Origin of the sequence: Candidatus Kosakonia sp. 282A-S69 (assembly GCF_029433855.1) — a bacterium.
In the GTDB taxonomy this organism is placed as follows: Bacteria; Pseudomonadota; Gammaproteobacteria; order Enterobacterales; family Enterobacteriaceae; genus Kosakonia; species Kosakonia cowanii_A.
In genome coordinates this window covers 471088-495152 of the sequence record NZ_JAROAU010000001.1, presented here as the reverse complement: position 1 = coordinate 495152, position 24065 = coordinate 471088, and the positions used below count along the sequence as shown (strand labels likewise).

Here is a 24065-nt window from a genome sequence, read left to right as displayed (position 1 = left end):
CTATGACGCACTTTTCCAACGCACAGCGCATGAAGGCGCTGGTCTGGCTATCGCTTTTTCACCTGCTGGTGATTATCTCCAGTAACTATCTGGTGCAGCTCCCGGTCGCCATTTTCGGCTTCCACACTACCTGGGGCGCATTCAGTTTTCCGTTTATCTTCCTGGCAACGGATCTCACCGTGCGCATCTTCGGCGCGCCGCTGGCACGTAAGATTATTTTTGCCGTAATGGTGCCCGCCCTGCTCGCCTCTTACGTTATCTCGTCGCTGTTTTATATGGGCAGCTGGCAAGGTTTCGGCGCACTCGCCCACTTTAACCTGTTTGTGGCGCGTATCGCCGCCGCCAGCTTTATGGCCTATGCGCTGGGGCAGATCCTCGATGTGCACGTCTTTAACCGCCTGCGCCAGAGCCGTCGCTGGTGGCTTGCGCCGACGGCCTCGACCATTTTTGGTAACGCCAGCGATACGGTGGCCTTCTTCTTTATCGCCTTCTGGCACAGCCCGGACCCCTTTATGGCGCAGCACTGGACAGAAATCGCGCTGGTGGACTACAGCTTTAAGGTGCTTATCAGCATTGCCTTCTTCCTGCCGATGTACGGCGTACTGTTGAATATGTTGCTGAAAAGATTGGCAGACAAATCTGAAATCTCTGCATTACAGGCGGGTTAAAGGTACGACTTATCAGTTGTGATAATATGGAACAACGAGCCATTATGGCTGTTTATTGAAAGGAAGATGTCAATGCGCAATCTGGTGAAATATGTCGGTATTGGCCTGCTGGTGATGGGGCTGGCTGCCTGCGATAACAGCGACAGCAAAAAGCCCGTACAGGGTGCTGCCGCAGAGAGTAACGCCTCCGGCCAGCCGGTGACCCTGCTCGACGGTAAACTCAGCTTCTCGCTGCCTGCGGATATGACCGATCAGAGCGGCAAGCTGGGCACGCAATCCAACAACATGCACGTCTACTCTGACGCCACCGGTCAGAAAGCGGTGATTGTGATTGTGGGCGACAACACGCAGGAAGATCTGAGCGTGCTGGCGAAACGTCTGGAAGATCAGCAGCGCAGCCGCGACCCGCAGCTGCAGGTGGTGACCAACCGTCCGGTTGAGCTGAAAGGGCAGACTCTGCAGCAGCTCGACAGCGTGATTTCCGCCAAAGGCCAGACCGCATGGTCCTCCGTGGTGCTGGGGAAAATTGATAACCATCTGGTCACCCTTCAGGTGACGCTGCCAGCGGATAACCAGCAGCAGGCGCAAACCGCCGCCGAAAACATCATCAACACCATCGTCGTGAAATAACGGCGCAAGAATCGAAAAGAAAAAGGGAACCTGCGGGTTCCCTTTTTTGCTTTTGTAGGCCGGATAAGCATTTATGCGCCATCCGGCGTTAACCCCACTCTCTGTTTTAACCGCCACGCTAACAGTAGCGCAACCGCCACCAGCCCGGCGGCAGCAAGGTATATGGAAGAGACACCCGCCCAGGCCATCAGCAGCCCTGCCAGCGGGCCGGTCACGCCCAGCGAGAGATCCATAAATACCGTGTAGGTCGCCAGCGCAGAGCCCTGATTGTGCTGCGGCACCGCTTTTACCGCCACCACGCCCAGCGCCGGGAAGACCAGCGAGAACCCGGCCCCGGTCAGAAAGACGCCCAGTTTCACCATCCACGGATCGAGCGCCAGGCCTACCAGCACCAGACCGCTGGTCTCTACCGCAAAGCAGATCAGCGCCACGTTGAGGCCACCAAGGCGGTTAATACCGTTGGGAAAGAGCAGGCGTGCGCCAACAAACGCGACGCTGAAGAGCGTCAGGGCGAATGCCGCTCCGTCCCAGCCTCGGGCATCGTAATAGAGGGTAATAAAGGTGGCGATCACGCCAAAGCCCGCTGAACCGAGCGCCAGCGCCAGCCCGTAGAGCCAGACGCGTCCAAGCACGGCGCGAAACGGTAGCGGCTTGCCTTTGCGGGCAGTTACCGCCGCGCGCGGCAGTGCAAGCAGCACAGCCAGCAGCGCGACGGCCATAATTGTCACCGCCAGCCCGTGCAGGCCGCCGTAGTGATAGCAGAGCACCCCGAGCGGCGCGCCAAGCGCCATCGCCCCGTAGGTGGCAATGCCGTTCCACGAGATAACGCGCCCAATATGCACTGAACCAACCACGCCAACGCCCCACAGCGTGGCACCGGTGCCAGCAAAACTCTGGCCGACGCCTAAAATTACCCGCCCGAGGCAGATCAGCGCCAGGCTTACCACGCCCGACAGCTGGCCCACTCCCGCCAGCAGATAACAGAGCCCGCTGAGAAACGCCCCGCACAGGCCGAAAATCACCACTCTCTTTGGCCCCAGCAGATCGGCATAGCGCCCGGCGTGGGGGCGGCTGATCAGCGTGGCGAAGTACTGGAGACTGATCACCAGCCCGGCCCAGAAGGCGCTATACCCCATCACGTCATGGACAAAACCGGGCAGCACAGCCAGCGGTAAACCGATGGTGAGGTAGCTGGCGAAGTTAAAAATGACGACGGACAAAATCCGCAGATTGAGGCGTAATCCGCTCAGCGCCGGTTCAGCGCGGTGTTCAGGCATCAGGATTTACTCAGAATTTCACAACAGTGTTTCACTATTACCACGACACAAGGTAGAAAGCAGCACGACTTTAAGATTATCTCTGTCAGGCGAAGGTGGCGCGGCGCACTACACTTACTGGCAATAAGAAAAAAAAGGAATAACTCATGATGCAACCTCAGCCAGACCGGGCGGGCCTCCATATTCTCCTCAAACTGGCGTCACTGGTGATTATCCTCGCCGGTATCCACGCCGCAGCCGATATTATTGTGCAACTTCTGCTGGCGCTCTTCTTCGCCATCGTTCTCAACCCGCTGGTCACCTGGTTTTTACGACGCGGCATCAAGCGACCCGCCGCCATTGCCATCGTAGTGGTGGTGATGCTGATCTTCCTCACCGCGTTATTTGCCGTGCTTGCCGCGTCGATGAATGACTTTATGACCCTGCTGCCGAGGTACAACCGCGAACTGACACGCAAATTCTTGCAGCTTCAGGACGCGCTGCCATTCCTGCATCTGCATCTCTCGCCGGAGCGTATGCTGCAGCGCATGGACTCGGACCGCATGATGTCTTTCGCCACCGCCATGGCGACCCAGTTATCGAATGCGATGGCAAGCGTCGTGCTGCTGGTGATGACGGTGGTCTTTATGCTGTTTGAAGTGCGCCACGTGCCCTACAAAATGCGCTTTGCCCTGAATAATCCGCAGATTCACATTGCCGGGCTGCACCGTGCGCTGAAAGGGGTCTCGCACTATCTGGCGCTGAAAACGCTGCTCAGCGTCTGGACCGGGCTGATTGTCTGGGTCGGGCTGGTGGCGCTGGATGTGCAGTTTGCGCTGATGTGGGGCGTGCTCGCCTTCTTGCTGAACTACGTGCCGAATATCGGGTCGGTGATCTCCGCCATTCCGCCGATGATCCAGGCTCTGTTGTTCAACGGTACTTACGAATGTTTGTTAGTCGGTGCCCTCTTCCTGGTGGTGCACATGCTGATTGGCAATATCCTCGAGCCGCGCATGATGGGTCACCGCCTTGGCATGTCGACGCTGGTGGTCTTCCTCTCATTATTAATCTGGGGATGGCTGCTCGGCCCGGTAGGGATGCTGCTCTCGGTGCCGCTCACCAGCGTATGCAAAATCTGGATGGAGACCACCACCGGCGGCAGCAAACTGGCGATTATGCTTGGCCCAGGCCGACCGAAATCGCGTCTGCCAGGTTAATCTCTGTGGCGGGCGGGCAGGAAGATAACCAGCACGCCCGCCACAATCAGCCCAACGCCAAACGCACCGCGCAGAGTGAAGGGTTCATGCCAGCCAGGCAGCCAGATGGCGGCTCCCCACACCAGAATGTAACTCAGGCTGAGCAGAGCATACGCTTTGCTCAGCGCCATCCGCTGCAGGGCCAGATACCAACACCCCATCGACGCCACATAGCCCATCAATCCCAACAGCAGCGCCAGCGTGCCGGTCTGACCGTGCAGCAGCGCCAGCAAAAAGGCGCGCAGATCGCTGAGCGGCGGCAGCGACAGCATGCCATCGCGCAGTAGCAGTTGCGCCCCACTCACCAGCAGCACGCTGAAAAGCGCCCAGTGCAGCCCCCTCATAATGAACTCCCGAGCAGCGCCACGCCGGCGATAATCAACACCAGACCGCAGGCATGACGCAGGGTGATGCGCTCATGCCAGATCGCTCTCGCTGCCAGCGTCACCCAGACAAAATTGAGGCTCAGCATTGGGTAGGCGACGCCGACCGGAATGCGCTGTAGCACCAGCAGCCACAGCACCATTCCCGCGCCCAGTGCCAGCAGCGCCAGCGCCAGCCACAAGCCAACATGCCGGCTGCGCGATAGAGCGCTCGCCGGGCGCGTCGCCTGCTTCTGGCACAGCTGCCCAAGGCAGCTCAACAGACTGGCGGCACCGAGCCAGATCCAGCTACTCATTGCGGAAAGTACTGTAGTAACACCATTCGTCCCTGCTGATAGACGTTATCCGGCTTCGGAATGGGCAGGTGCATAAACTCATCGGCCTGCGACTGGTGCAGCACCAGAGAGACGATCCCCTGCTCGCGATGCACGGCCAGCCAGTCGGTGAAATCACGCTCAGCGACAAAACGCCCCTTGCCGTCGGGATAACCCAGGCCGTAGGCCAGCTCGCCGCGCGAACCGAACAGCAGAATATCGCTGCGCTTCAGCTCCCAGGCGAGCCCGGAGGCGACGCCAGGATTATCTGACAACACATAGCGGCTCTCTGCCAGCGCATCATCAATACAGGCGATCAGAAACTGCGGCTGTTTGGAGTCCATCACCTTATCGGGAATGGCAAACCCCACCAGCAGCGCCAGCGCCAGCGGCGAAAGCGCGGCGAAGGGCCACCGTTCAGCACTGGAGCGGAGGGTAAACAGCCCGACCAGCGCCCACATCATGAAGATGAAGGCGGCGAGCGCGGCTTTGTAATCTTCAATAGGCAGCCAGACGGGGTGCTTCAACACGCCCCACGGCGACACCACCAGCGCGGCGATCACGCCAATAGCCCCGAAAGCGATATTGATCCCGGCATTGATACGCAGCACCTTGACGCTCGCGACCGTGCGGGCATAACGCGCCATCAATATCGCCAGCGGCGCAAAGCAGGGCAGAATATAGGTCAGCAGTTTTCCCTGAGCGATGCTGAAGAAGATCAGCGGCATCACCACCCAGCCGAGCAGGTAGAAGGCGTCACTGCGCGCACGCCAGCCGGTTTTCAGCGCCCCGGGCAGCAGCCCAAGCCACGGCAGCGAACCGGCAAGTAAACAGGGAATGTAGTACCAGAACGGCGCTTTATGCTGCGCGTCCTCCTGGGCAAAGCGCTGAATATGCTCCACCCAGAAGAAGTAGCGCCAGAAATCAGGCTCGCGCGCGGCAATGGTCAGCCCCCACGGTAGCACCGTCAGCACGCAGGCCAGCACCGCAAGCCAGCCCCAGATCAGCACCTCTTTCCAGCGCCGCTGCACAATCACCCACGGCAGCACACCGATGACCGGCAGTGCCAGCGCGAGGAACCCTTTGGTCATCACCCCCATGCCGCAGGCGATGCCGAGCAGCAGATAGCCGCCCGCTTTCCCGCGTCGGCGGGTAGCCTGCGCCGCCAGCCAGAAGCTGAACATCGCCAGCGTCATCCATAAGGCGATCATCGGATCCAGCACCGCATAAGTACCGACACCGTACACCAACAGCACGGTCAGATAGATCACGCCGGAGAGCAGCGCCGTCGCCTTGTCACGCCACATCTTCCACGCCAGCGCGCCAACCAGCAGGGCAGAAATGGTGGTGGAGAAGACTGCGCCAAAGCGTACCGCGAAGTTATTGTGACCAAATACCCACTGCGCGAGGGTGTTGATCCAGTACCCGGCGATCGGCTTCTCAAAATAGCGCAGCCCCAGAAAATGGGGCACCATCCAGTCACCGCTCTGCAACATCTCGCGACTGATCTCCGCATAGCGGGTCTCATCCGGTTGCCACAGCAGGCGGTACTCCAGCGGAGCAAGGTAATAAAGGGCAAACAGCGCCAGCAGCGCTAAACCATAGTGAGCAGGTTTCATCGTTGTGCACTCAACAGTTTTTGGCATCCCAGCCACCCTTCACGGCCAACCACTTCGCCGCGTACCACTTTGCCGGGCGGCAGTGTCGTGACATCGTCCGGTAGCAGCTGCCCCAGCGGGCAAAAGGTAATCTCCTCGCGCGCCGCCAGTGTCAGCAGTTGATCAAAGGCGTCGGCACCCATAATCCCCTCCACCTCGGCATGGATGGTGTAGACCGGCGTGCCGTGGGCGCGATGCATGCGATCGAGGATAAAGCGGTTGAAGCCCCCGGCGCTCACCGCGGAGCCAACCACCTCGTCCCAGGTGGGTAGCGAAACGGGGATTTGTGGCGCAGCGTAGGTATTCTCCGTCAACTGCGGGCGAAAAGGCTGGCTACCGCGACAGTCGCTGTTATAGCGGAACGGGAAAATCGCTTTCGCCTTAACAACACGTTGATCCGCCCGCCAGCCCGCCGCCGCCGAGCAGGTAACCGGCTGGCCGATAATCCGCTCCAGCGCTGAGAGACCGCGGGCGATCTCCCTCTCCAGCCGCGCCTGATCCCAGACGCCGCTCCAGCTTTGCCAGGCGTGGTGATCCCAGGCGTGCAGCCCGACTTCATGGGTTCGCGCAGTCTGGCGAATGATCGCTGCATTGGCATCGCCAATGATGCGCCCAGGCCACGCGGTGCCCGCGAGCAGAATATCCCAGCCATACAGCGATGCCGCGCGCGAGCGCAGCATCTTCCAGAAAAATTTCGGCTTTAGCAGACGCCAGATATGCCGCCCCATATTGTCCGGGCCGACGCTAAAAAAGACGCTCGCCTGGATCTGATGTTTCTCCAGCAGCTCCAGCAGGCGCGGCATGCCTTGCTGCGTGCCGCGGAAGGTATCGACATCAATACGTAAGCCGATTTTTTTCATGCTTATTGCTCATCCGTCAGTTCGACCGTACGCAGGAAGAAGTCGAGCGTCTCATCAACCGTCTGGCGCATCGCCACCGTCGGCTCCCACTGCAGGCAGCGTTTGGCGTTGCGAATGCTCGGTTTGCGGTGTTCGACATCCTGGTAGCCTTTGCCGTAATAGCTGCTGCTCTCGACGTCGCGGAAACCGGCAAACGGTGGGAAGCGATGGCGCAGCGGATGCTGCTCAAAGCTCTCCAGCAGCATCTCGGCAAGCTCCTTGATACTGGCTTCGTTCTCCGGGTTGCCGATATTGATAATCTCTCCGTCGCAGCGCCCGTCGCGGTTTTCGATAATGCGGAACAGCGCTTCGATGCCATCACTGATATCGGTAAAGCAGCGCTTCTGTTTTCCGCCTTCGACCAGCTTGATCGGTGAACCTTCCACCAGGTTAAGGATCAGTTGAGTAATGGCGCGGGAGCTGCCGATGCGCGCGGCGTTGAGGTTATCCAGACGCGGGCCCATCCAGTTAAACGGACGGAAGAGCGTAAACCGCAGCCCCTCTTTTTCGCCATATGCCCAAATCACGCGGTCGAGAAGCTGCTTCGACACCGAGTAGATCCAACGCTGCTTGCTTACCGGCCCGACCACCAGGTTCGAGTTATCCTCATCAAACACTTTGTCGGTGCACATGCCATACACTTCCGACGTCGACGGGAAGATGATGCGTTTGTTGTACTTCACGCAGTCGCGGATGATCTTCAGGTTCTCTTCAAAATCGAGCTCGAAGACGCGCAGCGGGTTACGGGTGTACTCAATCGGCGTAGCGATCGCCACCAGCGGCAGCACCACATCGCATTTTTTAATGTGATACTCAATCCATTCAGAATGGATGCTGATATCGCCTTCGACAAAGTGAAAACGCGGGCAGTCGAGAAAACGGCCAATGGCGTCGGAACCGATATCGAGGCCGTAAATCTCATAGTTATCGTCGCGCAGCAGGCGCTCTGTCAGGTGGTTGCCGATAAAGCCGTTTACGCCGAGTATCAGTACGCGAGTGCGGCGTTTTACCGCCACTACCGGTTTGCTGCTCAACAGCGCGCCGGCTACCAGACCCAGCGACTGCGCCAGCTGCGCGCCCTGCATATAGACGCCCTTGTCACTCTGGCCGGTTATTACCTCCAGCGCACCCTCGCCGCAGGCGATAATCAGCGGCGCGACGGAGATAACGGTTCCCGCCCGTGCGGGCGCCACGTCGCTGCGTACGCGGGATTTCCAGACGATAAATTTGTGCGTGCCGACAAAGCTGAACGCCCCTGGCCACGGATCGCTCACCGCGCGCACCAGGTTGTGCAGAGTTTGCGCTGGTTTTTCCCACTCCAGCCGCCCATCTTCCGGCGTGCGGCGGCCCACGTAGCTCGCCTTGCTCTCATCCTGCGCGGTTTCGCTGAAGGTTCCCCTTTTCAGCGTTGGTAATACCCCTTCCAGCAGATGTTTTGCGCTCTCGGTCAGTTTACGGTGTAGTGACAGCGCGTCATCGGCGTCGGCAATCTCGACCGCGTGCTGAGCGATAATCGCCCCGGCATCCGCGCGGGAGATCATGCGGTGCAGCGTGACGCCGGTTTGCGTTTCGCCATTCACCAGCACCCAGTTCAGCGGCGCGCGTCCACGATAGGCAGGCAGCAGTGAACCGTGCAGGTTAAATGCGCCGAGGCGCGCGCTGTTCAAAATTGCCTCGCCGAGCAGGTTACGGTAGTAGAACGAGAAGATAACGTCCGGCTTCAGCGCGGCAATGCGGTCAACCCACAGCGGATGATTCACCTCATCCGGGGCATAGACCGGAATACCGCGCTCGGCGGCGAGGCGCGCCACCGAACCGAAAAAGGCATTTTCCTGTGCGTTGTCGGCATGGGTGAAAATCGCGGCGATATCAAACCCGGCATCCAGTAACGCCAGCACACCGACGCAGCCCATATCGTGATAAGCAAAAACAACGGCTTTCATTGATTCTTTTCCTCTTGCAAAACGTCATGATCCTGGCGGACAACGCGTTGAATAAAGTAGCGGGGACGGGCGCGCACATCGTTATAGATGCGCCCGATATACTCCCCAAGCAGGCCCATGCCGATAAACTGTGCGCCGATAAAGGTGAAGAGAATGGCGAAGAGGGTAAACACCCCTTCCCCCGCCCACTGTGCGCCAAACGCCAGCCGCAGGATCACCAGCAGCAGCGACAGCGAAAAGCCAAATAGCGCGATGATGCTGCCAAAAACGCTGAGCAGGCGCAGGGGCGTGGTGGTCAGGCAGGTGACCAGGTCGTACATCAGGTTAATCAGGCGCATAAAACTGTATTTCGAGTCGCCAAATTCACGCTCGGCGTGCTTCACCGGGATTTCAACCGCCCGGCGGGCAAAGGTGTTAGCGAGGATCGGGATGAACGTGCTGCGCTCATGGCAGCGCAGCATGGCGTCAACAATATGGCGGCGATAGGCGCGCAGCATGCAGCCGTAGTCGCCCATCGCCTTACCGGTGGCGCGCTGGATCAGGTGGTTAACGCCGCGCGAGGCCAGCTTGCGAAACAGGCTGTCCTGGCGTTTTTGCCGCACGGTGCCCACCACGTCATACCCTTCGTTCGCTTTTGCCACCAGGCGCGGGATCTCCTCCGGTGGGTTTTGCAGATCCGCGTCCAGCGTAATGACCAGATCGCCGGTGACATGGCTGAAACCGGCCATGATCGCCGAGTGCTGGCCGTAGTTGCGGTTGAGCAGCACCGCGACGATATGGCTGTCGGGCTGCTCTGCCGCCTCGGTCAGCATCCGCGCGGAGTCATCGCTGCTGCCGTCATCCACCAGCAGGATTTCGTAATCGATACCGATTTGCGCACAGCTGGTGGTGGTGCGGCGGATCAGCTCCGGCAGGCTCTCCTGTTCGTTATAAACCGGGATCACCACCGAGACTTTTTCGATAAGCGGGAGGGTGAACATCTCAGCAGCCTGCACTCTGTTTAAGCGCGTCAATAACGCGGGTTGTGTCGTCATGGGTCATATCCGGAAAGAGCGGCAGGGAACAGATACGCGCGCTGTTCCACTCCGTGTGGGGAAGGTCAGTCGGGAAGTTTTCGCGGTAGTACTTCTGGGTATGCGCCGCGCGGAAATGGAGGCCGGTGCCGATACCCTGCGCTTTTAGCCGCTCCATCAAGGCATCGCGGGTGAGGCCGCAGCGCTGCTCGTCGACGCGAATAATAAACAGATGCCAGGCGTGCTGATGTGGCCACGACGGCAGCGCCAGCGGCTGAAACGGCGTCTGGGCCAGTTCAGTCAGATAACGTTGGGCAATCTCCTGACGGCGGGCGTTGGCGGCTGGCAGTTTGTCGAGCTGCACCAGCGCAATGGCGGCGTTGATATCCGCCAGGTTGTATTTAAAGCCCGGCGAGATCACCTCCGCCTGCGGCGCGCGACCGTGGGTCTGGCGGTCGTAGGCATCCACGCCGAGGCCATGGAACTTCAGGCTGCGAATGCGGTTTGCCAGCGCCTCGTCATCGGTCACCACCAGCCCGCCTTCGGCGCAGGTCATATTTTTGATGGCGTGAAAGGAGAAGATCGCGCAGCCGCGCGCGCCAACGTGGTGGCCTTTGTAGTAAGTGCCCGCGGCGTGCGCGGCATCCTCAATCACCGGAATGCCGTACTTTTCACCGAGGGCGTGAATGGCATCGATATCCACCGGCGCGCCAGCATAGTGCACCGGCACAATCGCTTTGGTGCGCGGCGTGATCGCCGCTTCGATCGCCTCGGGCGTTACCATCAGCGTATCGCGATCGACATCGATCATCACCGGCGTCGCGCCCAGCAGCACGATCATGTTGAGAGTGGAGACCCAGGTCATTGAGGGAGTAATGACTTCATCGCCCGCGCCGATACCCAGCGCCATTAACGTGACATGCATCCCCGCCGTTGCGGAGCTTACGGCAATGGCGTGCTGGTTGCCGGTCAGCGTGCAAAACGCCGCTTCAAGCGCCTGATTTTTTGGCCCGGTGGTGATCCAGCCCGACGCAAGCACCTGCTGAATGGCGGCGAGTTCATCCTCCCCCATCGATGGGCGTGAAAAGGGTAAAAATTCACTCATCATTTTTTCCTGGCATCAACGGCATATTAGAAACCTGCCACAGTGAAACATGTAATGGGAATAAAATGGCGCACAAAACCTAAATGAAAATAGAATGAACACACGATTTCAGTGCTTTTTACCGAAAAAGTGACAATGGAGAGAGTAGCAATAAAAGATTAGGACAAGATTAAGAAATTAATTTACAGATAAAAACATAAACACCTTAAAAAATAATCACTTAAATAACTCATCAGGTTTATTATATGGCGACAGCTGTCAAAAAAGTGCAATAAAAAACGCCCATCCAGTCAATGAATGAGCGTTATCTTAATTATTTAAACGGAATGACAACAAACTACAAATAGTCTTATTTTTCTGCAAACAATTATTTCATTAGCCACAACATTAATCACGGCATATATGTGAAACTATTCTGATAAGTTGCGCGGGAAATTAGCCGGCAGTTCACTGGCCGGGCAGGCAATCACCTGCTCATTATTCTCGCCGCAGTCGCGTACAAAGGTGATGGTGGCAAACTCATCAATCACCTCCGTCGGGTAAGCCGGGCCTGCCTCGCGCAGGGACTCCATGAGCGGAATATGATCGTTCTGGAAGCAGACCGTTTTCTCCGGGTTGTTGATGACCCAGCGCGGGAAGAAGATGGTGCCATGGAACAGGCGATCGCCGAGGTTAGCAATCAGGCTGACGTCTGTACCGGTCGGCTCGGTCCAGGAGATTTTATAGATGTTTTGGCCTATGCGAACAATATAGACCCGCTGATCTTTCACCCAACGGTTGGCGACTATCCCGCTGTGAATGCGGTAATCGATGGTGGTGGCGTTTTTCACATACAGCTCGTAGTTCCAGCCGTTATCGTAGGTGTAGACCAGATGTTTACCGACAAAGCCACTTAAATCATGTTTATCAAAGCTGCTCATATCTCATCTCCTCTTGTTGTTGAGAAGATCGTACCTCTGCAAAAAACCAATGAATAACGCTATATTTGCATTAAATTCATTCAAAAATTAGATGATTTATGCACAAGAGCACGCTGGAACAATGGTCGCTGCTGCAAAAAGTGGTCGAACTGGGCAGCTTTGCCAGAGCGGCGGAGGAGACGCACCGCAGCCAGTCTTCGGTCAGCTATAACCTCGCGCTCCTGCAGGAGCGGCTTGGCGTCGCGCTGCTGGTGCCGGAGGGGCGACGGGCGGTGCTGACTCCGGCGGGCGAGCTGCTGCTCAGCCAGGTGAAGCCGCTGCTGAAAGCCTTTGAGTGGGTGGAGACCCGCGCCGCCACGCTGCGTAACGGCATGCGCACCCGGCTGGATCTGGTGGTCGACAGCATCTTTCCGCGCGCACGACTGTTCGCCATCCTGCGCCAGTTTCAGCAGTGTTACCCGCAAACACAGGTGCGTCTGACTGAAGTGCTGGAGAGCGCCCCGGACGATGCGCCGAGCTACGCGCAGGCCGATGTGATGGTGTTGACCCGCCGCCAGGACATGACCGGGCGCGGCGAGTGGTTGATGAATATCGATTTTGTTTGCGTGGCGCATCGCGATCACCCTCTCAGCGCAGCGCAGCAGGTGAGCGAAGCGATGCTCGCCGCCTGGCCGCAGATCCGCATCACCGAAAGTGATGCCCGACAGACGCCGGTTGCGCAGGAGGCGTGGACCTTTTCCACCATTGATGCCGCCGTCGAGGCGGTGCAGTATCAGGTCGGTTACGGCTGGCTGCCACAAGAGCGTATTGCGCCGCTATTGGCACGTGGTCAGTTGAAAGCGCTGCCGCTTAACCACGGCGCGCGTCGCGCCACGCCGCTGCATCTTATCGTTAAAAAAGATCTCGCCCCGCTTGATGAGCAGGTAGAGATGCTGCTGCAGCTGTTTAAAGCGCAGTAAGCGAAAACGCCCGGTGGCGCTGCGCTTACCGGGCCTACGTATTCCGCACGCGCATCCATCCGGCAATCCCTTCCCACCAACAGCCCCCGTCCCCGTAGGCCGGATAAGGCGCAGCCGCCATCCGGCAATGTGCTCCCGAACCTGCCGAAATTAATCCCGCCCAACTGCCCGCCGTTTGATCCAGAACATCTCATTCGTATGATGAATAACTAAAATCGTCATACTTTCCCGCCAATGACGTTTCGTCAGGACGCTTACGTGTTTTTCTACCGTTATGCTGGCGCTCTGCTGCTGCTCTGCGCATCGTTTGCCCCTTTCGCGGCAACGGAGACCCTCACCACCGCCTGGCCGGTGAATGTCGGCCCGCTCAACCCTCACCTCTACACCCCGAACCAGATGTTCGCGCAAAGCATGGTTTACGAACCGCTGGTGAAATACCAGGCTGACGGCACCGTGCGCCCGTGGCTGGCGACAGGCTGGCACCACTCCCCGGATGGCAAAACCTGGGTTTTCACCCTGCGCAACGGCGTGACCTTCTCCAACGGTGAACCCTTTAACGCCGAAGCGGCAGTGGAGAACTTCCGCGCGGTGCTGGATAACCGCTCGCGCCACGCCTGGCTGGAGTTGGTGAACCAGATAAGCGAGGTGAAAGCCTTAAGCCCCAATCAGCTACAAATCACGCTTAAAAGCGCCTACTACCCTTTCCTGCAAGAGCTCGCCCTGCCGCGCCCGTTTCGTTTCATCGCCCCGTCGCAGTTTAAAAATCACGAAACCCTGAACGGCATTGCCGCCCCCATCGGCACTGGGCCGTGGGTCTTGCAGGCGTCACGTTTAAATCAATATGACGTGATGGTGCGCAATGAACGCTACTGGGGCGCAAAACCGGCGCTGGCGAAAGTGGTGATTAAGGTGATCCCCGATGCCACCAGCCGCGCCGTGGCGTTTGAAACCGGCGAGATTGACCTGCTCTACGGCAATGAAGGGCTGCTGACGCTTGATACCTTCGCCCGCTATCGCCAGAACCCGCAGTGGCGCACCCAGCTCTCCGCGCCGGTGGAAACGGTGATGCTGGCGCTCAACTCCGCACGTGCACCCACCAATGAGCTGGCGGTGCGCGAAGCACTGAACTACGCGGTGGATAAAAAAGCCCTTATCGACGGCGCGCTGTACGGTACGCAGCAGGTCGCCGACACACTTTTCGCCCCGAGCGTGCCCTACGCCAATATTGGCCTTCAAGCACGCCAGTACGATCCCGCCCGCGCCAACGCACTGCTGGAAAAAGCGGGCTGGCTGCTGCCCGCCGGAAAAACGATTCGCGAGAAAGCGGGCCAGCCGCTGCATATCGCGCTGGCCTTTACCGGCACCGACGCACTGAGCAAATCGATGGCAGAGATTATTCAGGCCAACCTGCGCCAGGTCGGCGTTGATATTGCGCTGGTCGGTGAAGAGGAGAGCAGCATCTACGCCCGCCAGCGCGACGGACGCTTCGGCATGATCTTCAACCGCAGCTGGGGCGCCCCCTACGATCCCCATGCTTTTATCAGCTCCATGCGTGTGCCCTCGCACGCCGATTACCAGGCACAGCGTGGTCTGCCAGACAAGGCGCTGATTGATAAAGAGATTGGCGAGGTGCTTACCGCCCGCGATGAGGCTACGCGGCAGGCGCTCTACCGCGATATTCTTACCCGTCTGCATACCGAGGCGGTCTATTTGCCCCTCAGTTATGTGTCGACGATGGTCGTGGCGAAGCCGGAACTGGGGGCGATCCCGTTTGCACCCGTTGCCGCTGAGATCCCGTTTGATCAGATCACCCCGGGCAGCGCGCAATGAGCCGCTATGTGATAAAACGCCTGCTGCTGCTGATCCCGATGATCCTTGCCGCCTCGGTGGTGATTTTCCTGCTGCTGCGCCTCGGCACGGGTGACCCGGCGCTGGACTATCTGCGCTTGTCGAACCTGCCGCCGACGCCGGAGATGATTGCCGCCACGCGCGTGGCGCTGGGTCTGGATCAGCCGTTAGTCGATCAGTACGCCCACTGGTTATGGCGCGCGCTGCATCTCGATTTTGGCCTCTCCTATGCCACCCAGCGCCCGGTGCTGGAGGATGTGCTGCGCTTTCTGCCCGCCACCTTGCAGCTGGCGGGCGCAGCGCTGGTGCTGATCCTGCTGACATCGCTGCCGCTCGGCATCTGGGCAGCGCGACATCGCGATAAGTGGCCCGATGTTGTTGTCCGTGCGGTGGCGTTTCTTGGCGTCTCAATGCCCAACTTCTGGCTCGCTTTTCTGCTGGTTATGTTCTTTTCTGTGCAGCTGCACTGGCTGCCCGCGCTCGGGTACGGCGGCTGGCAGCACCTGATTTTGCCCGCCGTCTCCATCGCGCTGATGTCGCTTGCCATTAACGCCCGTCTGCTGCGCGCCAGCCTGCTGGAGGCCGCCGGGCAGAGACACGTCACCTGGGCGCGGCTGCGCGGGCTAAGCGAGCAGCAGACCGAGCGGCGGCATATTTTGCGCAACGCTTCCCTGCCGGTGATCACCGCGCTGGGGATGCACATTGGCGAGCTGATTGGCGGCACGATGATTATTGAGAGCATCTTCGCCTGGCCCGGTATTGGCCGCTACGCCGTGTCGGCGATCTTCAACCGCGACTATCCGGTGATCCAGTGCTTTACGCTGGTGATGGTGATCGTTTTTGCCCTCTGTAACCTCGGGGTGGATCTGCTGAGCGCCGCGCTCGATCCGCGCGTACGCCATCATGAAGGAGCGCGCTGATGCACTTTATCCATACCGCGCGCTGGCCGGTGCGCCTCGCCCTGCTGATACTGGCGTTGCTGTTTATCATCGCCCTGAGCTGCCAGTGGTGGCTGCCCTTCGATCCGCAGGCTATCGATCTGCCTGCGCGGCTACTTCCGCCCGATAGCCAGCACTGGCTCGGCACGGATCACCTCGGGCGCGACATCTTCTCCCGGCTGCTGGCTGCTACCCGCGTGTCGCTCGGGTCGGTGCTCTGCTGCCTGCTACTGGTGCTGATGCTGGGGCTTAGCGCCGGCGGCTGCGCCGGGCTGCTTGGCGGGCGCGTGGATCAGTTGATTATGCGTATCGCCGATCTCTTTATGACCTTTCCTACCTCGGTCCTGTCGTTTTTTATGGTCGGCGTGCTCGGCACCGGCCTGACCAATGTGATTATCGCCATCGCCCTCTCTCACTGGGCCTGGTATGCGCGGATGGTGCGCAGCCTGGTGCTGTCGCTGCGCAGCCGCGAGTATGTGCTGGCAGCGCGCCTGGGCGGAGCGGGTTATCTGTCGCTGTTTCGTGACCACCTGGCGGGCGCGATTGTGCCCTCGCTGCTGGTGCTGGCGACGCTGGATATCGGCCATATGATGCTGCATGTCGCCGGGATGTCCTTTCTCGGTCTCGGGGTCAGCGCGCCGACCCCGGAGTGGGGAGTGATGATCAATGACGCGCGGCAGTTTATCTGGACGCAGCCGCTGCAGATGCTGTGGCCGGGGCTGGCGCTGTTTCTGAGCGTCATGGCCTTTAACCTGGTGGGCGACGCGCTGCGCGACCATCTCGATCCGCATCTGGTCACGGAGCACGCCCACTAATGGCTATGCAATTGAGCCTGCAACATCTCACGCTTTCGGCCACGCGACCGCTGGTTGACGATCTCTCTCTTACCCTACGGCGCGGGCAGGTGCTGGCGCTGGTCGGCGCCAGCGGCAGCGGTAAATCCCTCACCTGCGCGGCAGCGCTTGGCGTACTGCCCGCAGGCGTTCGGCAGACGGCGGGCACGCTGCTGATTGACGGCCAACCGGTTTCCCCCCAGGCGCTGCGCGGCGTGACGGTGGCAACGGTGATGCAGAACCCTCGCAGTGCTTTCAACCCGCTGCGCACCATGGCTGACCACGCGCGGGAGAGCTGCCTGGCGCTGGGCAAACCGTTCCGTGAAGCGCACGCTATCGCTGCGCTGGAGGCGGTCGGCCTGCGCGATGCGCGCCGCGTTCTTCCTCTTCACGCTTTTGAGATGAGCGGCGGCATGCTGCAACGGGTGATGATTGCGCTGGCGCTGCTGGCCGACGCCCCCTTTCTCATCGCCGATGAGCCCACCACCGATCTCGACACCATTGCTCAGGCCAGGATCCTCGACCTGCTCGACTCCCTGATGCAGCAACGCCAGCCGGGAATGCTGCTGGTGACGCATGATATGGGCGTGGTGGCCCGTCTCGCCGATGAGGTGGCGGTGATGGATAACGGGCGCATCATCGAGCGCGGTGCGGTCGAGGCTATTTTCCATACGCCGCAGCACCCGCTGACCCGCCAGTTAGTCAGCGCGCACCTGGCGCTCTACGGCATGGAGCTTGCGCAATGAGCATTCTCACCGTTAACCAACTCTCACACGCTTACCGTCATCAACAGGTGCTGAACGATGTCTCCCTGACCCTGAAGCAGGGTGAAATCGTCGCCCTGCTCGGGCGCAGCGGCTGCGGCAAGAGCACGCTGGCGCGCCTGCTGGTCGGGCTGGAAGCGCCAGAGCAAGGAGAGATCTGCTGGCGAGGAATGCCGCTTTCGAGGCTTAACGCCTGCGCACGTCGCGATTTTCGCCGCGATGTGCAGATGGTGTTTCAGGACCCGGTCAGCGCGGTTAACCCGCGCATGACGGTGCGCGACATCGTGCGCGAACCGCTGCGCCACCTGGCCAGTCTCAACAAAGCGCAGCAGCTACAGCGCATCGGCCAGCTGCTGGCAGATGTCGAACTGGAGAGGGATCTGCTGGAGAAACGCCCCACCCAGCTGAGCGGCGGCCAGCTGCAACGCGTCTGCCTCGCGCGGGCGCTGGCCGTTTCTCCACGGTTACTGATTCTGGATGAAGCGGTCTCCAGCCTCGACCGCGTGATGCAAAGCGGCATCATTGCGCTGCTGCAACGGCTGCAACAGCGCTCCGGCGCGGCGTGCCTGTTTATCACCCACGATCTGCGCCTGGTGGAGCGCTTCTGCCAGCGGGTGCTGGTAATGGACGCCGGGCAGATAGTCGAAAACCTCACCGTCAGTGCGCCGCTGCGCTTTAGCTCCCCTGCGGGCCAGGCACTCCAACAGGCGGTGTTACCCGCCCTCCCTTCACTTCGCCCGAGGAACACGCTATGCAACGCGTTACCCTAACGCTTGATGACGAACTGCTCACCGCCCTGGACGCGCTAAGCCAGCGGCGCGGCTACCACAACCGCTCGGAAGCCGTACGCGATCTGCTGCGCAACGCGCTGGCGCAGGAGGCTCCGGCTCATCAGGATAGACCGGGCTACGGTGTGCTGACCTACGTCTATGAACATGAGAAGCGCGAGCTGGCAAGCCGGCTGGTCGCCACTCAACACCACCATCACGACCTCTCGGTGGCCACGCTGCACGTACACATCAGCCATGACGACTGTCTTGAGATCGCCGTACTGAAAGGCAAACGTAGCGAGATTGAGCGTTTCGCCGATGAGGTGATCGCCCAGCGCGGCGTGCGCCACGGCCATTTACAGTGCCTGGCGCAGGAACCACACACCCACAGCTGATGCTTTTTCGCCCGCACCGCGCCACATGTGCCAGGCTTATTTATTTGCCAAATCCACGCGATAAGGAGCGAATAATGAAGATTGATCTGAGCGGAAAAGTGGCGCTGGTCACCGCCTCGACGGGCGGGATTGGTTTCGCGATTGCCACCGGGCTGGCGCAGAGCGGCGCGGAGGTGATCCTCAACGGGCGCAGCGACGAGTCGGTCAGCAAGGCAAAAGAGCAATTAACGCAGCAAGTGAGCGGCGCTCGCGTGCGCACCGCCGCAGCCGATCTTGGCTCGGCTGCGGGCGTCTCTTCGCTGCTTGAGGCCGCCTCAGGCGTCGATATCCTGGTTAATAATGCCGGTATTTATGGCCCGCAGGATTTCTACGCCACCGATGATGACACCTGGGAGAACTACTGGCAGACCAACGTTATGTCCGGCGTGCGGCTGGCGCGCGCGCTGCTGCCCGCGATGGTCGATAAGGGCTGGGGCCGCGTGGTGTTTATCTCCTCCGAGTCTGCCCTGAATATTCCGGCAGATATGATCCACTACGGCGTGACCAAAACGGCGCAGCTGTCGCTGGCGCGCGGGCTGGCGAAGTTTGTGGCCGGCAGCGGCGTCACGGTTAACAGCGTGCTGCCGGGGCCGACAATGTCCGACGGTTTCGCCGGCATGATGCAGGAAGAGATGGAGAGAACCGGTAAGTCGCTGGAGACGCTGGCGAAAGAGTTTGTGATGGCGAATCGCCCCTCATCCGTGATCCAGCGCGCTGCCACCGTTGAAGAGGTGGCGAATATGGTGGTTTATGTCTGTTCGACGCAGGCATCGGCGACCTCCGGCGCGGCGCTGCGCGTCGATGGCGGCGTGGTGGACGATATCGTTTAAACGAGCCAGGAGGTTGTATGCGACGTTTTCCCCGCCGCGCGCTACTGCTCGCGATGATGTTCACCGGCGCGGCGCAGGCCGCAGAGTATGGTGGGCAGCTCGAAGGGTTCACCTACCCGTGGCCGCTGATGCATTTTGAGTTTCACTCCCAGCGCCAACCCTTAAGCATGGGCTATATGGATATTTCCGCCGATAAACCGAACGGCGAAACCGTGGTGCTGCTGCATGGCAAAAACTTTTGCGCCGCCACCTGGGAGAGCACCATCACCGCGCTGCATGAGGCCGGTTACCGGGTGATTGCCCCCGATCAGATTGGCTTTTGCACCTCCACTAAACCGGCCAATTACCAGTACAGCTTCCAGCAACTGGCGGAGAATACCCATCAGCTGCTGGCGAAGCTGGGAGTGAAAAAAGCGGTGATTATCGGCCACTCTACCGGCGGCATGCTGGCGACGCGTTATGCGCTGATGTACCCGAAAGAGACGCAGAAGCTGGTGATGGTTAACCCGATTGGCCTTGAGGACTGGAAGGCGAAGGGCGTGCCCTATCGCAGCGTGGACGCGTGGTATCAGCGCGAGCTGAAAACCACCGCGCAGAGCATTAAAGCTTACGAGCAGAAGACCTATTACATGGGTGAATGGAAGCCGGAATACAACAAATGGGTTGAGATGCTGGCGGGGTTAAACAACGGGCCGGGCAAGACGCGCGTGGCGTGGAACTCGGCGCTGATCTACGACATGATCTACACCCAGCCGGTGTTCTATGAGTTCAAGGATTTACGCGTGCCTACCACGTTATTTATCGGCACCGGTGATACGACCGCGCCCGGCAGCGATGACGCGCCGCCAGAGGTGAAAAAGGCGGTCGGCAACTACAAGGTATTGGGCAAAGAGGCGGCAGAGCTCATCCCCAATGCCCGGCTGGTGGAGTTTGATGGCTTAGGCCATGCGCCGCAGATGCAGGACCCGGCGACGTTTCACCGGGCACTGCTCGAGGATCTGGCAAAGTGACGCGTTAAGGGAAAGGCCCGCATAGCGCGGGCCTTTGTGTTACACCTGACGCGCGGCGAAGAAGGCCAGCGTCTCTTCCAGTGATTTCGCCTGCTCCTCCAGCGACATGGCTGCGGCGGAGATCTGCTGCACCAGCGAGGCGTTCTGCTGGGTGGCGCTATCCATCTGGTTTACCGCCACGCTGACCTGATTGATGCCCTTGGTCTGCTCATCCAGCGCCTGCACAATTTCGTTGATCACCAGGTGAACATTAGAGACCGCATCGATAATCTGCTTCATCATCGCGCCGGTTTCATTCACCAGCGCCACGCCTTTGCTGACGCGCCCGGTCGACTCATCAATCAGCGTTGAGATCTCTTTCGCCGCGTTGGCGCTGCGCTGCGCCAGGCTGCGCACTTCACCCGCAACCACCGCAAAACCGCGCCCCTGCTCGCCCGCGCGCGCCGCTTCCACGGCGGCGTTCAGCGCGAGGATATTGGTCTGGAAAGCGATACCGTCGATGATGCTGTTGATATCGCCGATCTTCTGCGCACTTTCATCGATTTTATTGATCACATCCACCACTTCATCGACCAGCGCTTCACCCTGCCCGGCAATGTCCGTCGCCTGTTCGGTAAGACGCGTCGCTTTGTGGGCGTTATCGGCGTTATTTTTCACCGTGACGGCAATCTGCTCCATGCTCGCCGCGGTTTGCACAATCGCCGCCGCCTGCTCTTCGGTACGTGAAGCGAGATCGAGGTTACCGGCGGCAATCTCGCTACTGCCCGCACGCACCGAGTTGCTGGCATCGGTGATGGTGCTGACAATCCGGTGCAGCTGCCCCTGCATGGCGTGCAGCGCGTAGAAGATGCTGCTGTTGTCACCTCTCTGCACGGGAATGGTGCTGCTAAGATCCCCCTGCGCAACCGAGAGGGCGATCTCAGCAGCTTCGGATGGCTCGCCGCCCACCGGGCGCGCGACTTTGCGGGTAAAGACCAACGCCACCACCAGGCTGACGATAATAATGCTCAGCACCATCATCACAATCGCGTTCATCAGGAAGTGCCAGGCTTCCGCCATCACCACGCTGACCGGCGTGATAATTGCCAGCTTCCACGGCGTGCCGCTGTTGCCGACCGCAATGGTGCGCCAGGTAATAAATGCCGGTTCGCCAAGCTGCGGATCGTCGAAACGCACCACTTCGCTACCCGTTATGCTGCCTTTGTAAGGCTTGCCGATGGCCGCTTTGTCCGGGCTAGAGACGACGTGATTCTCCGCCGACAGCAGCACGGCATAGCCGACGCCGTTCCACGGTTTGATGGCACCAATCCGTTTTTGCAGCGTCTCCAGCGAGAAGTCAGACGTGACAGAGCCCTGGAATTTACCGTTGCGCATAATCGGCGCGGCGATGGAGGTGAGCATCACATCGACGCCGTTGTAGGGGTAGATATAGGGCTCGATGATCACCTCTTTTTGCCGTTGGCGCGGCAGCACATAGTAGTTGCCGCTGCCGGGCGTTTCGTAATCGAGCAGGTTATGCAGCGCCGGGTTGCCCGCAGAGTCGCGATCGACATAACGGGCGTAGCGACCAGCAGGGTCCTGCTCCGGTTTGCCGGCAAATTCGGCATCTTTACCGTCGAAAGCGTTCGGTTCAAAGGCCAGCGACATTGAGAGGAAATCGCTGTGCGCATGCAGATAGTCGCGCAGGAGCTGATCCAGCCCTTTGCGATCCGCAAGGCCCGCTTCACGCAGTGACCAGGCGCTGTTACCCACATCCCGCGCCGCAACCAGCGCAGAGTCGAGCTGCTGGCTCACCTGCAGGGTTTCGGTCTGGGCAATTTGTTGCAGATGTTTCTTCGCCACCGCCTCCTGCTGCGCCATCGCTTGCCATATCAGCAGGCCAATGGTCACAAGAAAACCGGCGGTTATCGTGACAAAGATGGATATCAACATCAGCGTCCTGGCTTTGAGCTTTTTCCCGGTGTTTCTTTTGAGTGACATAACTTCTCCGATAGGACATGGCGCGGGGCGCATGACGGATATATCGGACGAATGTGCGCAAAAGTTATACCGGCTTTAAATTAAATTTTTGTCTGGTACGCGAGCGGGCAGCGAGGAAATTGGCTTTGTGAGGAAAATCAAAGGCAAAACGTTCAGGCGAGCAACTGGTCGATACTCTCAGCGGCAGGCTCCATTGGCAGCGCGCCAAGTGCACCCAGATCCTGCCTGTAGATCGTCTCACTGCCCGATTTACCGTGGATAAAGTAGCCGATGTCGCCATCCTGCCCAATCAGCAGATACTCAGGCTCCACCTGCTGGATGGCATAGGTGTCGTTTCGCTCCAGCAGATCGTCGTGGGCGAAAAGGTAGATCACCTCACCTCCGGGGGTGGCGATGTCGGTGGCGTCGCGCTGCGCGGCGAGAAAGCGCGTGTAACGTTCGGGGAATGTTAAATGGTGGGTGGTTTTGAACGCATCCAGGGTGGTTTGCAGCAGGCTGTTATTCATCTTTTTTTACCTCCTTTGCGTGAAGCTTGTGGGGCCCACGAAGCGTTGTCGCTGACGACAATTTCAACGAGTTGCAGATCGCCAGGGATGTGCTGGAGATGATCGGCAATTTCGTCATAGGGCGAAGGGAGAGAGAAAGCGAGCCCGTAATCATCATCAACAATCAGAGCGCCGTTAAGCAGCAGGACGCTGTTGCTGAGAAGCGTAAGCCGCTCCATGGTGACACCGGCACAGAGCCTGTTCTGGTATCTACCGCGATAGTTCTGGTTGCAGGCGACAGAGACGATAATGTCGTTCGCATCGGTAAAGATCGAAACCGTGTTGTCATCAAGAAAATAGCCGTGCATATCGCCGCCCAACGGCGATGAAGGGGGATACGTTTTCGTCTCGACAGTAAAACGGGTAAGCATCTCCTCAAGGTAGATATCCACGGAATGACCAAGATGGATATTGGCAAGCGAAGTGAAGCTAATAATGTCGGCGTTAAAATCAATCATGGTTTAACAGGTCGAGGGCTTTCGGGAAAACTAGCGTGGCAAAGTGGGGTTGTCAATTTGGCCCGTCAGCGGGACATGGGTAAGATCTTAAGAAGGGTGACTTGTTGCAGATAGCGCGCCTTACGCCTTTACGTTGAGCTAATCCAGTGACGTTGCTCTGCTTTAACGCCGGACTCTATTTAAGTGTTTTTTGGCATATTGACGGATTAACGCATTATCAGCGTCGGCTAATAATTGCATTTTCTCAATAGCTTTTTGGTCCCCTATTTTCTCCAGCGCCCGTATGCATTTATTTGCCAGTATGAAATCCTCATCGTAATCCCTGTACTCAAGATTGAGCAGCGCGGCTTTATAAAGAGGGTCCACGCTGGAAGGGTGCCGATAATGATCTAACAATCCTACGATCTCTTCATGCTTCTGATGCCAGGGATCTGTCACAAGCTGATTTAATATGTCGACATCATCGTAATCAAAATTGACTACCGCGCTTAAATATAAAAGCAGATCAACCAGTTCCGCGTCTTTAGCTTCCCGCGCAATGGTTAACTCCTTACAAAGATCTAACTCTCCAGAGCCATCACCCAACTGGCACAGAAAATCAGAGAGATTAATTTGCTTCATCATTAACTTTAGAATCAGCGCTTTTTATTT

Annotated in this window: 25 protein-coding genes; 12 read left to right on the top strand and 13 right to left on the bottom strand. The window is 59.0% G+C overall.

Annotation, left to right across the window (positions count from 1 at the left end; translation table 11 throughout):
• Positions 1-2: 2 nt before the first annotated feature.
• Complete coding sequence (locus PU683_RS02235) at positions 3-668, top strand: 7-cyano-7-deazaguanine/7-aminomethyl-7-deazaguanine transporter (protein ID WP_277169909.1); 666 nt, start codon at positions 3-5, stop codon at positions 666-668.
• 72 nt (positions 669-740) lie between these two features.
• Complete coding sequence (locus PU683_RS02230; protein WP_277169908.1) at positions 741-1298, top strand: DcrB family lipoprotein; 558 nt, start codon at positions 741-743, stop codon at positions 1296-1298.
• A 71-nt stretch (positions 1299-1369) separates the two neighbouring features.
• On the opposite strand, the gene PU683_RS02225 is transcribed toward PU683_RS02230, so the two are convergent.
• Positions 1370-2575, bottom strand: coding sequence for an MFS transporter (locus PU683_RS02225; protein ID WP_277169907.1), 1206 nt, complete (start codon positions 2573-2575; stop codon positions 1370-1372).
• A gap of 146 nt (positions 2576-2721) precedes the next feature.
• On the opposite strand from PU683_RS02225, the gene PU683_RS02220 reads away from it, so the two are divergent.
• Positions 2722-3771 (top strand): AI-2E family transporter, encoded by a 1050-nt coding sequence (locus tag PU683_RS02220; RefSeq protein WP_277169906.1) that lies wholly within the window; start codon positions 2722-2724, stop codon positions 3769-3771.
• Here PU683_RS02220 and arnF read toward each other — a convergent pair.
• From arnF to PU683_RS02180, 8 genes are all read right to left on the bottom strand, one after another.
• Positions 3768-4154, bottom strand: a complete 387-nt coding sequence (gene arnF / locus PU683_RS02215) for a 4-amino-4-deoxy-L-arabinose-phosphoundecaprenol flippase subunit ArnF (RefSeq protein WP_277169905.1) — start codon at positions 4152-4154, stop codon at positions 3768-3770. The genes PU683_RS02220 and arnF overlap by 4 nt on opposite strands.
• On the bottom strand, positions 4151-4489 hold the full coding sequence (gene arnE, locus PU683_RS02210) for a 4-amino-4-deoxy-L-arabinose-phosphoundecaprenol flippase subunit ArnE (RefSeq protein WP_277169904.1): 339 nt from the start codon (positions 4487-4489) through the stop codon (positions 4151-4153). The genes arnF and arnE overlap by 4 nt, the downstream gene beginning before the upstream one ends.
• Positions 4486-6126, bottom strand: a complete 1641-nt coding sequence (arnT, locus tag PU683_RS02205; protein WP_277170476.1) for a lipid IV(A) 4-amino-4-deoxy-L-arabinosyltransferase — start codon at positions 6124-6126, stop codon at positions 4486-4488. The genes arnE and arnT overlap by 4 nt, the downstream gene beginning before the upstream one ends.
• The gene (arnD, locus tag PU683_RS02200) at positions 6123-7025 is read right to left on the bottom strand and encodes a 4-deoxy-4-formamido-L-arabinose-phosphoundecaprenol deformylase (protein ID WP_277169903.1); all 903 of its coding nucleotides are present in this window, start codon (positions 7023-7025) and stop codon (positions 6123-6125) included. Before arnD ends, arnT begins: the two co-directional genes overlap by 4 nt.
• Positions 7026-7027: 2 nt before the next feature.
• The gene (arnA, locus tag PU683_RS02195) at positions 7028-9007 is read right to left on the bottom strand and encodes a bifunctional UDP-4-amino-4-deoxy-L-arabinose formyltransferase/UDP-glucuronic acid oxidase ArnA (protein WP_277169902.1); all 1980 of its coding nucleotides are present in this window, start codon (positions 9005-9007) and stop codon (positions 7028-7030) included.
• Positions 9004-9987 (bottom strand): undecaprenyl-phosphate 4-deoxy-4-formamido-L-arabinose transferase, encoded by a 984-nt coding sequence (gene arnC, locus PU683_RS02190; protein ID WP_277170475.1) that lies wholly within the window; start codon positions 9985-9987, stop codon positions 9004-9006. Before arnC ends, arnA begins: the two co-directional genes overlap by 4 nt.
• A 1-nt stretch (position 9988) precedes the next feature.
• Complete coding sequence (arnB, locus tag PU683_RS02185) at positions 9989-11125, bottom strand: UDP-4-amino-4-deoxy-L-arabinose aminotransferase (protein ID WP_277170474.1); 1137 nt, start codon at positions 11123-11125, stop codon at positions 9989-9991.
• 410 nt (positions 11126-11535) lie between these two features.
• Entirely contained in the window at positions 11536-12045 is a 510-nt protein-coding gene (locus tag PU683_RS02180) for a phenolic acid decarboxylase (RefSeq protein ID WP_277169901.1), read from the bottom strand.
• Positions 12046-12143: 98 nt separating this feature from the next.
• Here PU683_RS02180 and PU683_RS02175 point away from each other — a divergent pair, with 98 nt between their 5' ends.
• The 9 genes from PU683_RS02175 (at position 12144) to PU683_RS02135 (ending at position 20431) form a co-directional block, all read left to right on the top strand.
• A complete protein-coding gene (locus PU683_RS02175) occupies positions 12144-13004 on the top strand; it encodes a LysR family transcriptional regulator (protein WP_277169900.1) in 861 nt (286 codons plus the stop codon).
• Positions 13005-13262: 258 nt separating this feature from the next.
• On the top strand, positions 13263-14834 hold the full coding sequence (gene nikA, locus PU683_RS02170; protein WP_277169898.1) for a nickel ABC transporter substrate-binding protein: 1572 nt from the start codon (positions 13263-13265) through the stop codon (positions 14832-14834).
• Positions 14831-15772, top strand: coding sequence for a nickel ABC transporter permease subunit NikB (gene nikB, locus PU683_RS02165; protein ID WP_277169897.1), 942 nt, complete (start codon positions 14831-14833; stop codon positions 15770-15772). The genes nikA and nikB overlap by 4 nt, the downstream gene beginning before the upstream one ends.
• Positions 15772-16605: a nickel ABC transporter permease subunit NikC gene (gene nikC / locus PU683_RS02160; RefSeq protein WP_277169896.1), complete on the top strand. Its 834-nt coding sequence runs from the start codon at positions 15772-15774 to the stop codon at positions 16603-16605. Before nikB ends, nikC begins: the two co-directional genes overlap by 1 nt.
• Positions 16605-17369, top strand: coding sequence for a nickel import ATP-binding protein NikD (nikD, locus tag PU683_RS02155; RefSeq protein ID WP_277169895.1), 765 nt, complete (start codon positions 16605-16607; stop codon positions 17367-17369). The genes nikC and nikD overlap by 1 nt, the downstream gene beginning before the upstream one ends.
• On the top strand, positions 17366-18157 hold the full coding sequence (nikE, locus tag PU683_RS02150) for a nickel import ATP-binding protein NikE (RefSeq protein WP_277169894.1): 792 nt from the start codon (positions 17366-17368) through the stop codon (positions 18155-18157). Before nikD ends, nikE begins: the two co-directional genes overlap by 4 nt.
• Entirely contained in the window at positions 18139-18552 is a 414-nt protein-coding gene (gene nikR / locus PU683_RS02145; RefSeq protein WP_277169893.1) for a nickel-responsive transcriptional regulator NikR, read from the top strand. The genes nikE and nikR overlap by 19 nt, the downstream gene beginning before the upstream one ends.
• 74 nt (positions 18553-18626) lie before the next feature.
• Positions 18627-19421, top strand: a complete 795-nt coding sequence (locus PU683_RS02140) for an SDR family NAD(P)-dependent oxidoreductase (RefSeq protein WP_277169892.1) — start codon at positions 18627-18629, stop codon at positions 19419-19421.
• A gap of 17 nt (positions 19422-19438) precedes the next feature.
• Positions 19439-20431, top strand: a complete 993-nt coding sequence (locus PU683_RS02135; protein ID WP_277169891.1) for an alpha/beta fold hydrolase — start codon at positions 19439-19441, stop codon at positions 20429-20431.
• Positions 20432-20470: 39 nt separating this feature from the next.
• Here PU683_RS02135 and PU683_RS02130 read toward each other — a convergent pair whose 3' ends face one another.
• From PU683_RS02130 to PU683_RS02115, 4 genes are all read right to left on the bottom strand, one after another.
• On the bottom strand, positions 20471-22363 hold the full coding sequence (locus tag PU683_RS02130; protein ID WP_431190921.1) for a methyl-accepting chemotaxis protein: 1893 nt from the start codon (positions 22361-22363) through the stop codon (positions 20471-20473).
• Positions 22364-22563: 200 nt separating this feature from the next.
• On the bottom strand, positions 22564-22917 hold the full coding sequence (locus PU683_RS02125; RefSeq protein WP_277169889.1) for an SMI1/KNR4 family protein: 354 nt from the start codon (positions 22915-22917) through the stop codon (positions 22564-22566).
• A complete protein-coding gene (locus PU683_RS02120; protein ID WP_277169888.1) occupies positions 22914-23414 on the bottom strand; it encodes a hypothetical protein in 501 nt (166 codons plus the stop codon). Before PU683_RS02120 ends, PU683_RS02125 begins: the two co-directional genes overlap by 4 nt.
• 162 nt (positions 23415-23576) lie before the next feature.
• A complete protein-coding gene (locus PU683_RS02115; protein WP_277169887.1) occupies positions 23577-24038 on the bottom strand; it encodes a HEAT repeat domain-containing protein in 462 nt (153 codons plus the stop codon).
• Positions 24039-24065: the final 27 nt, after the last annotated feature.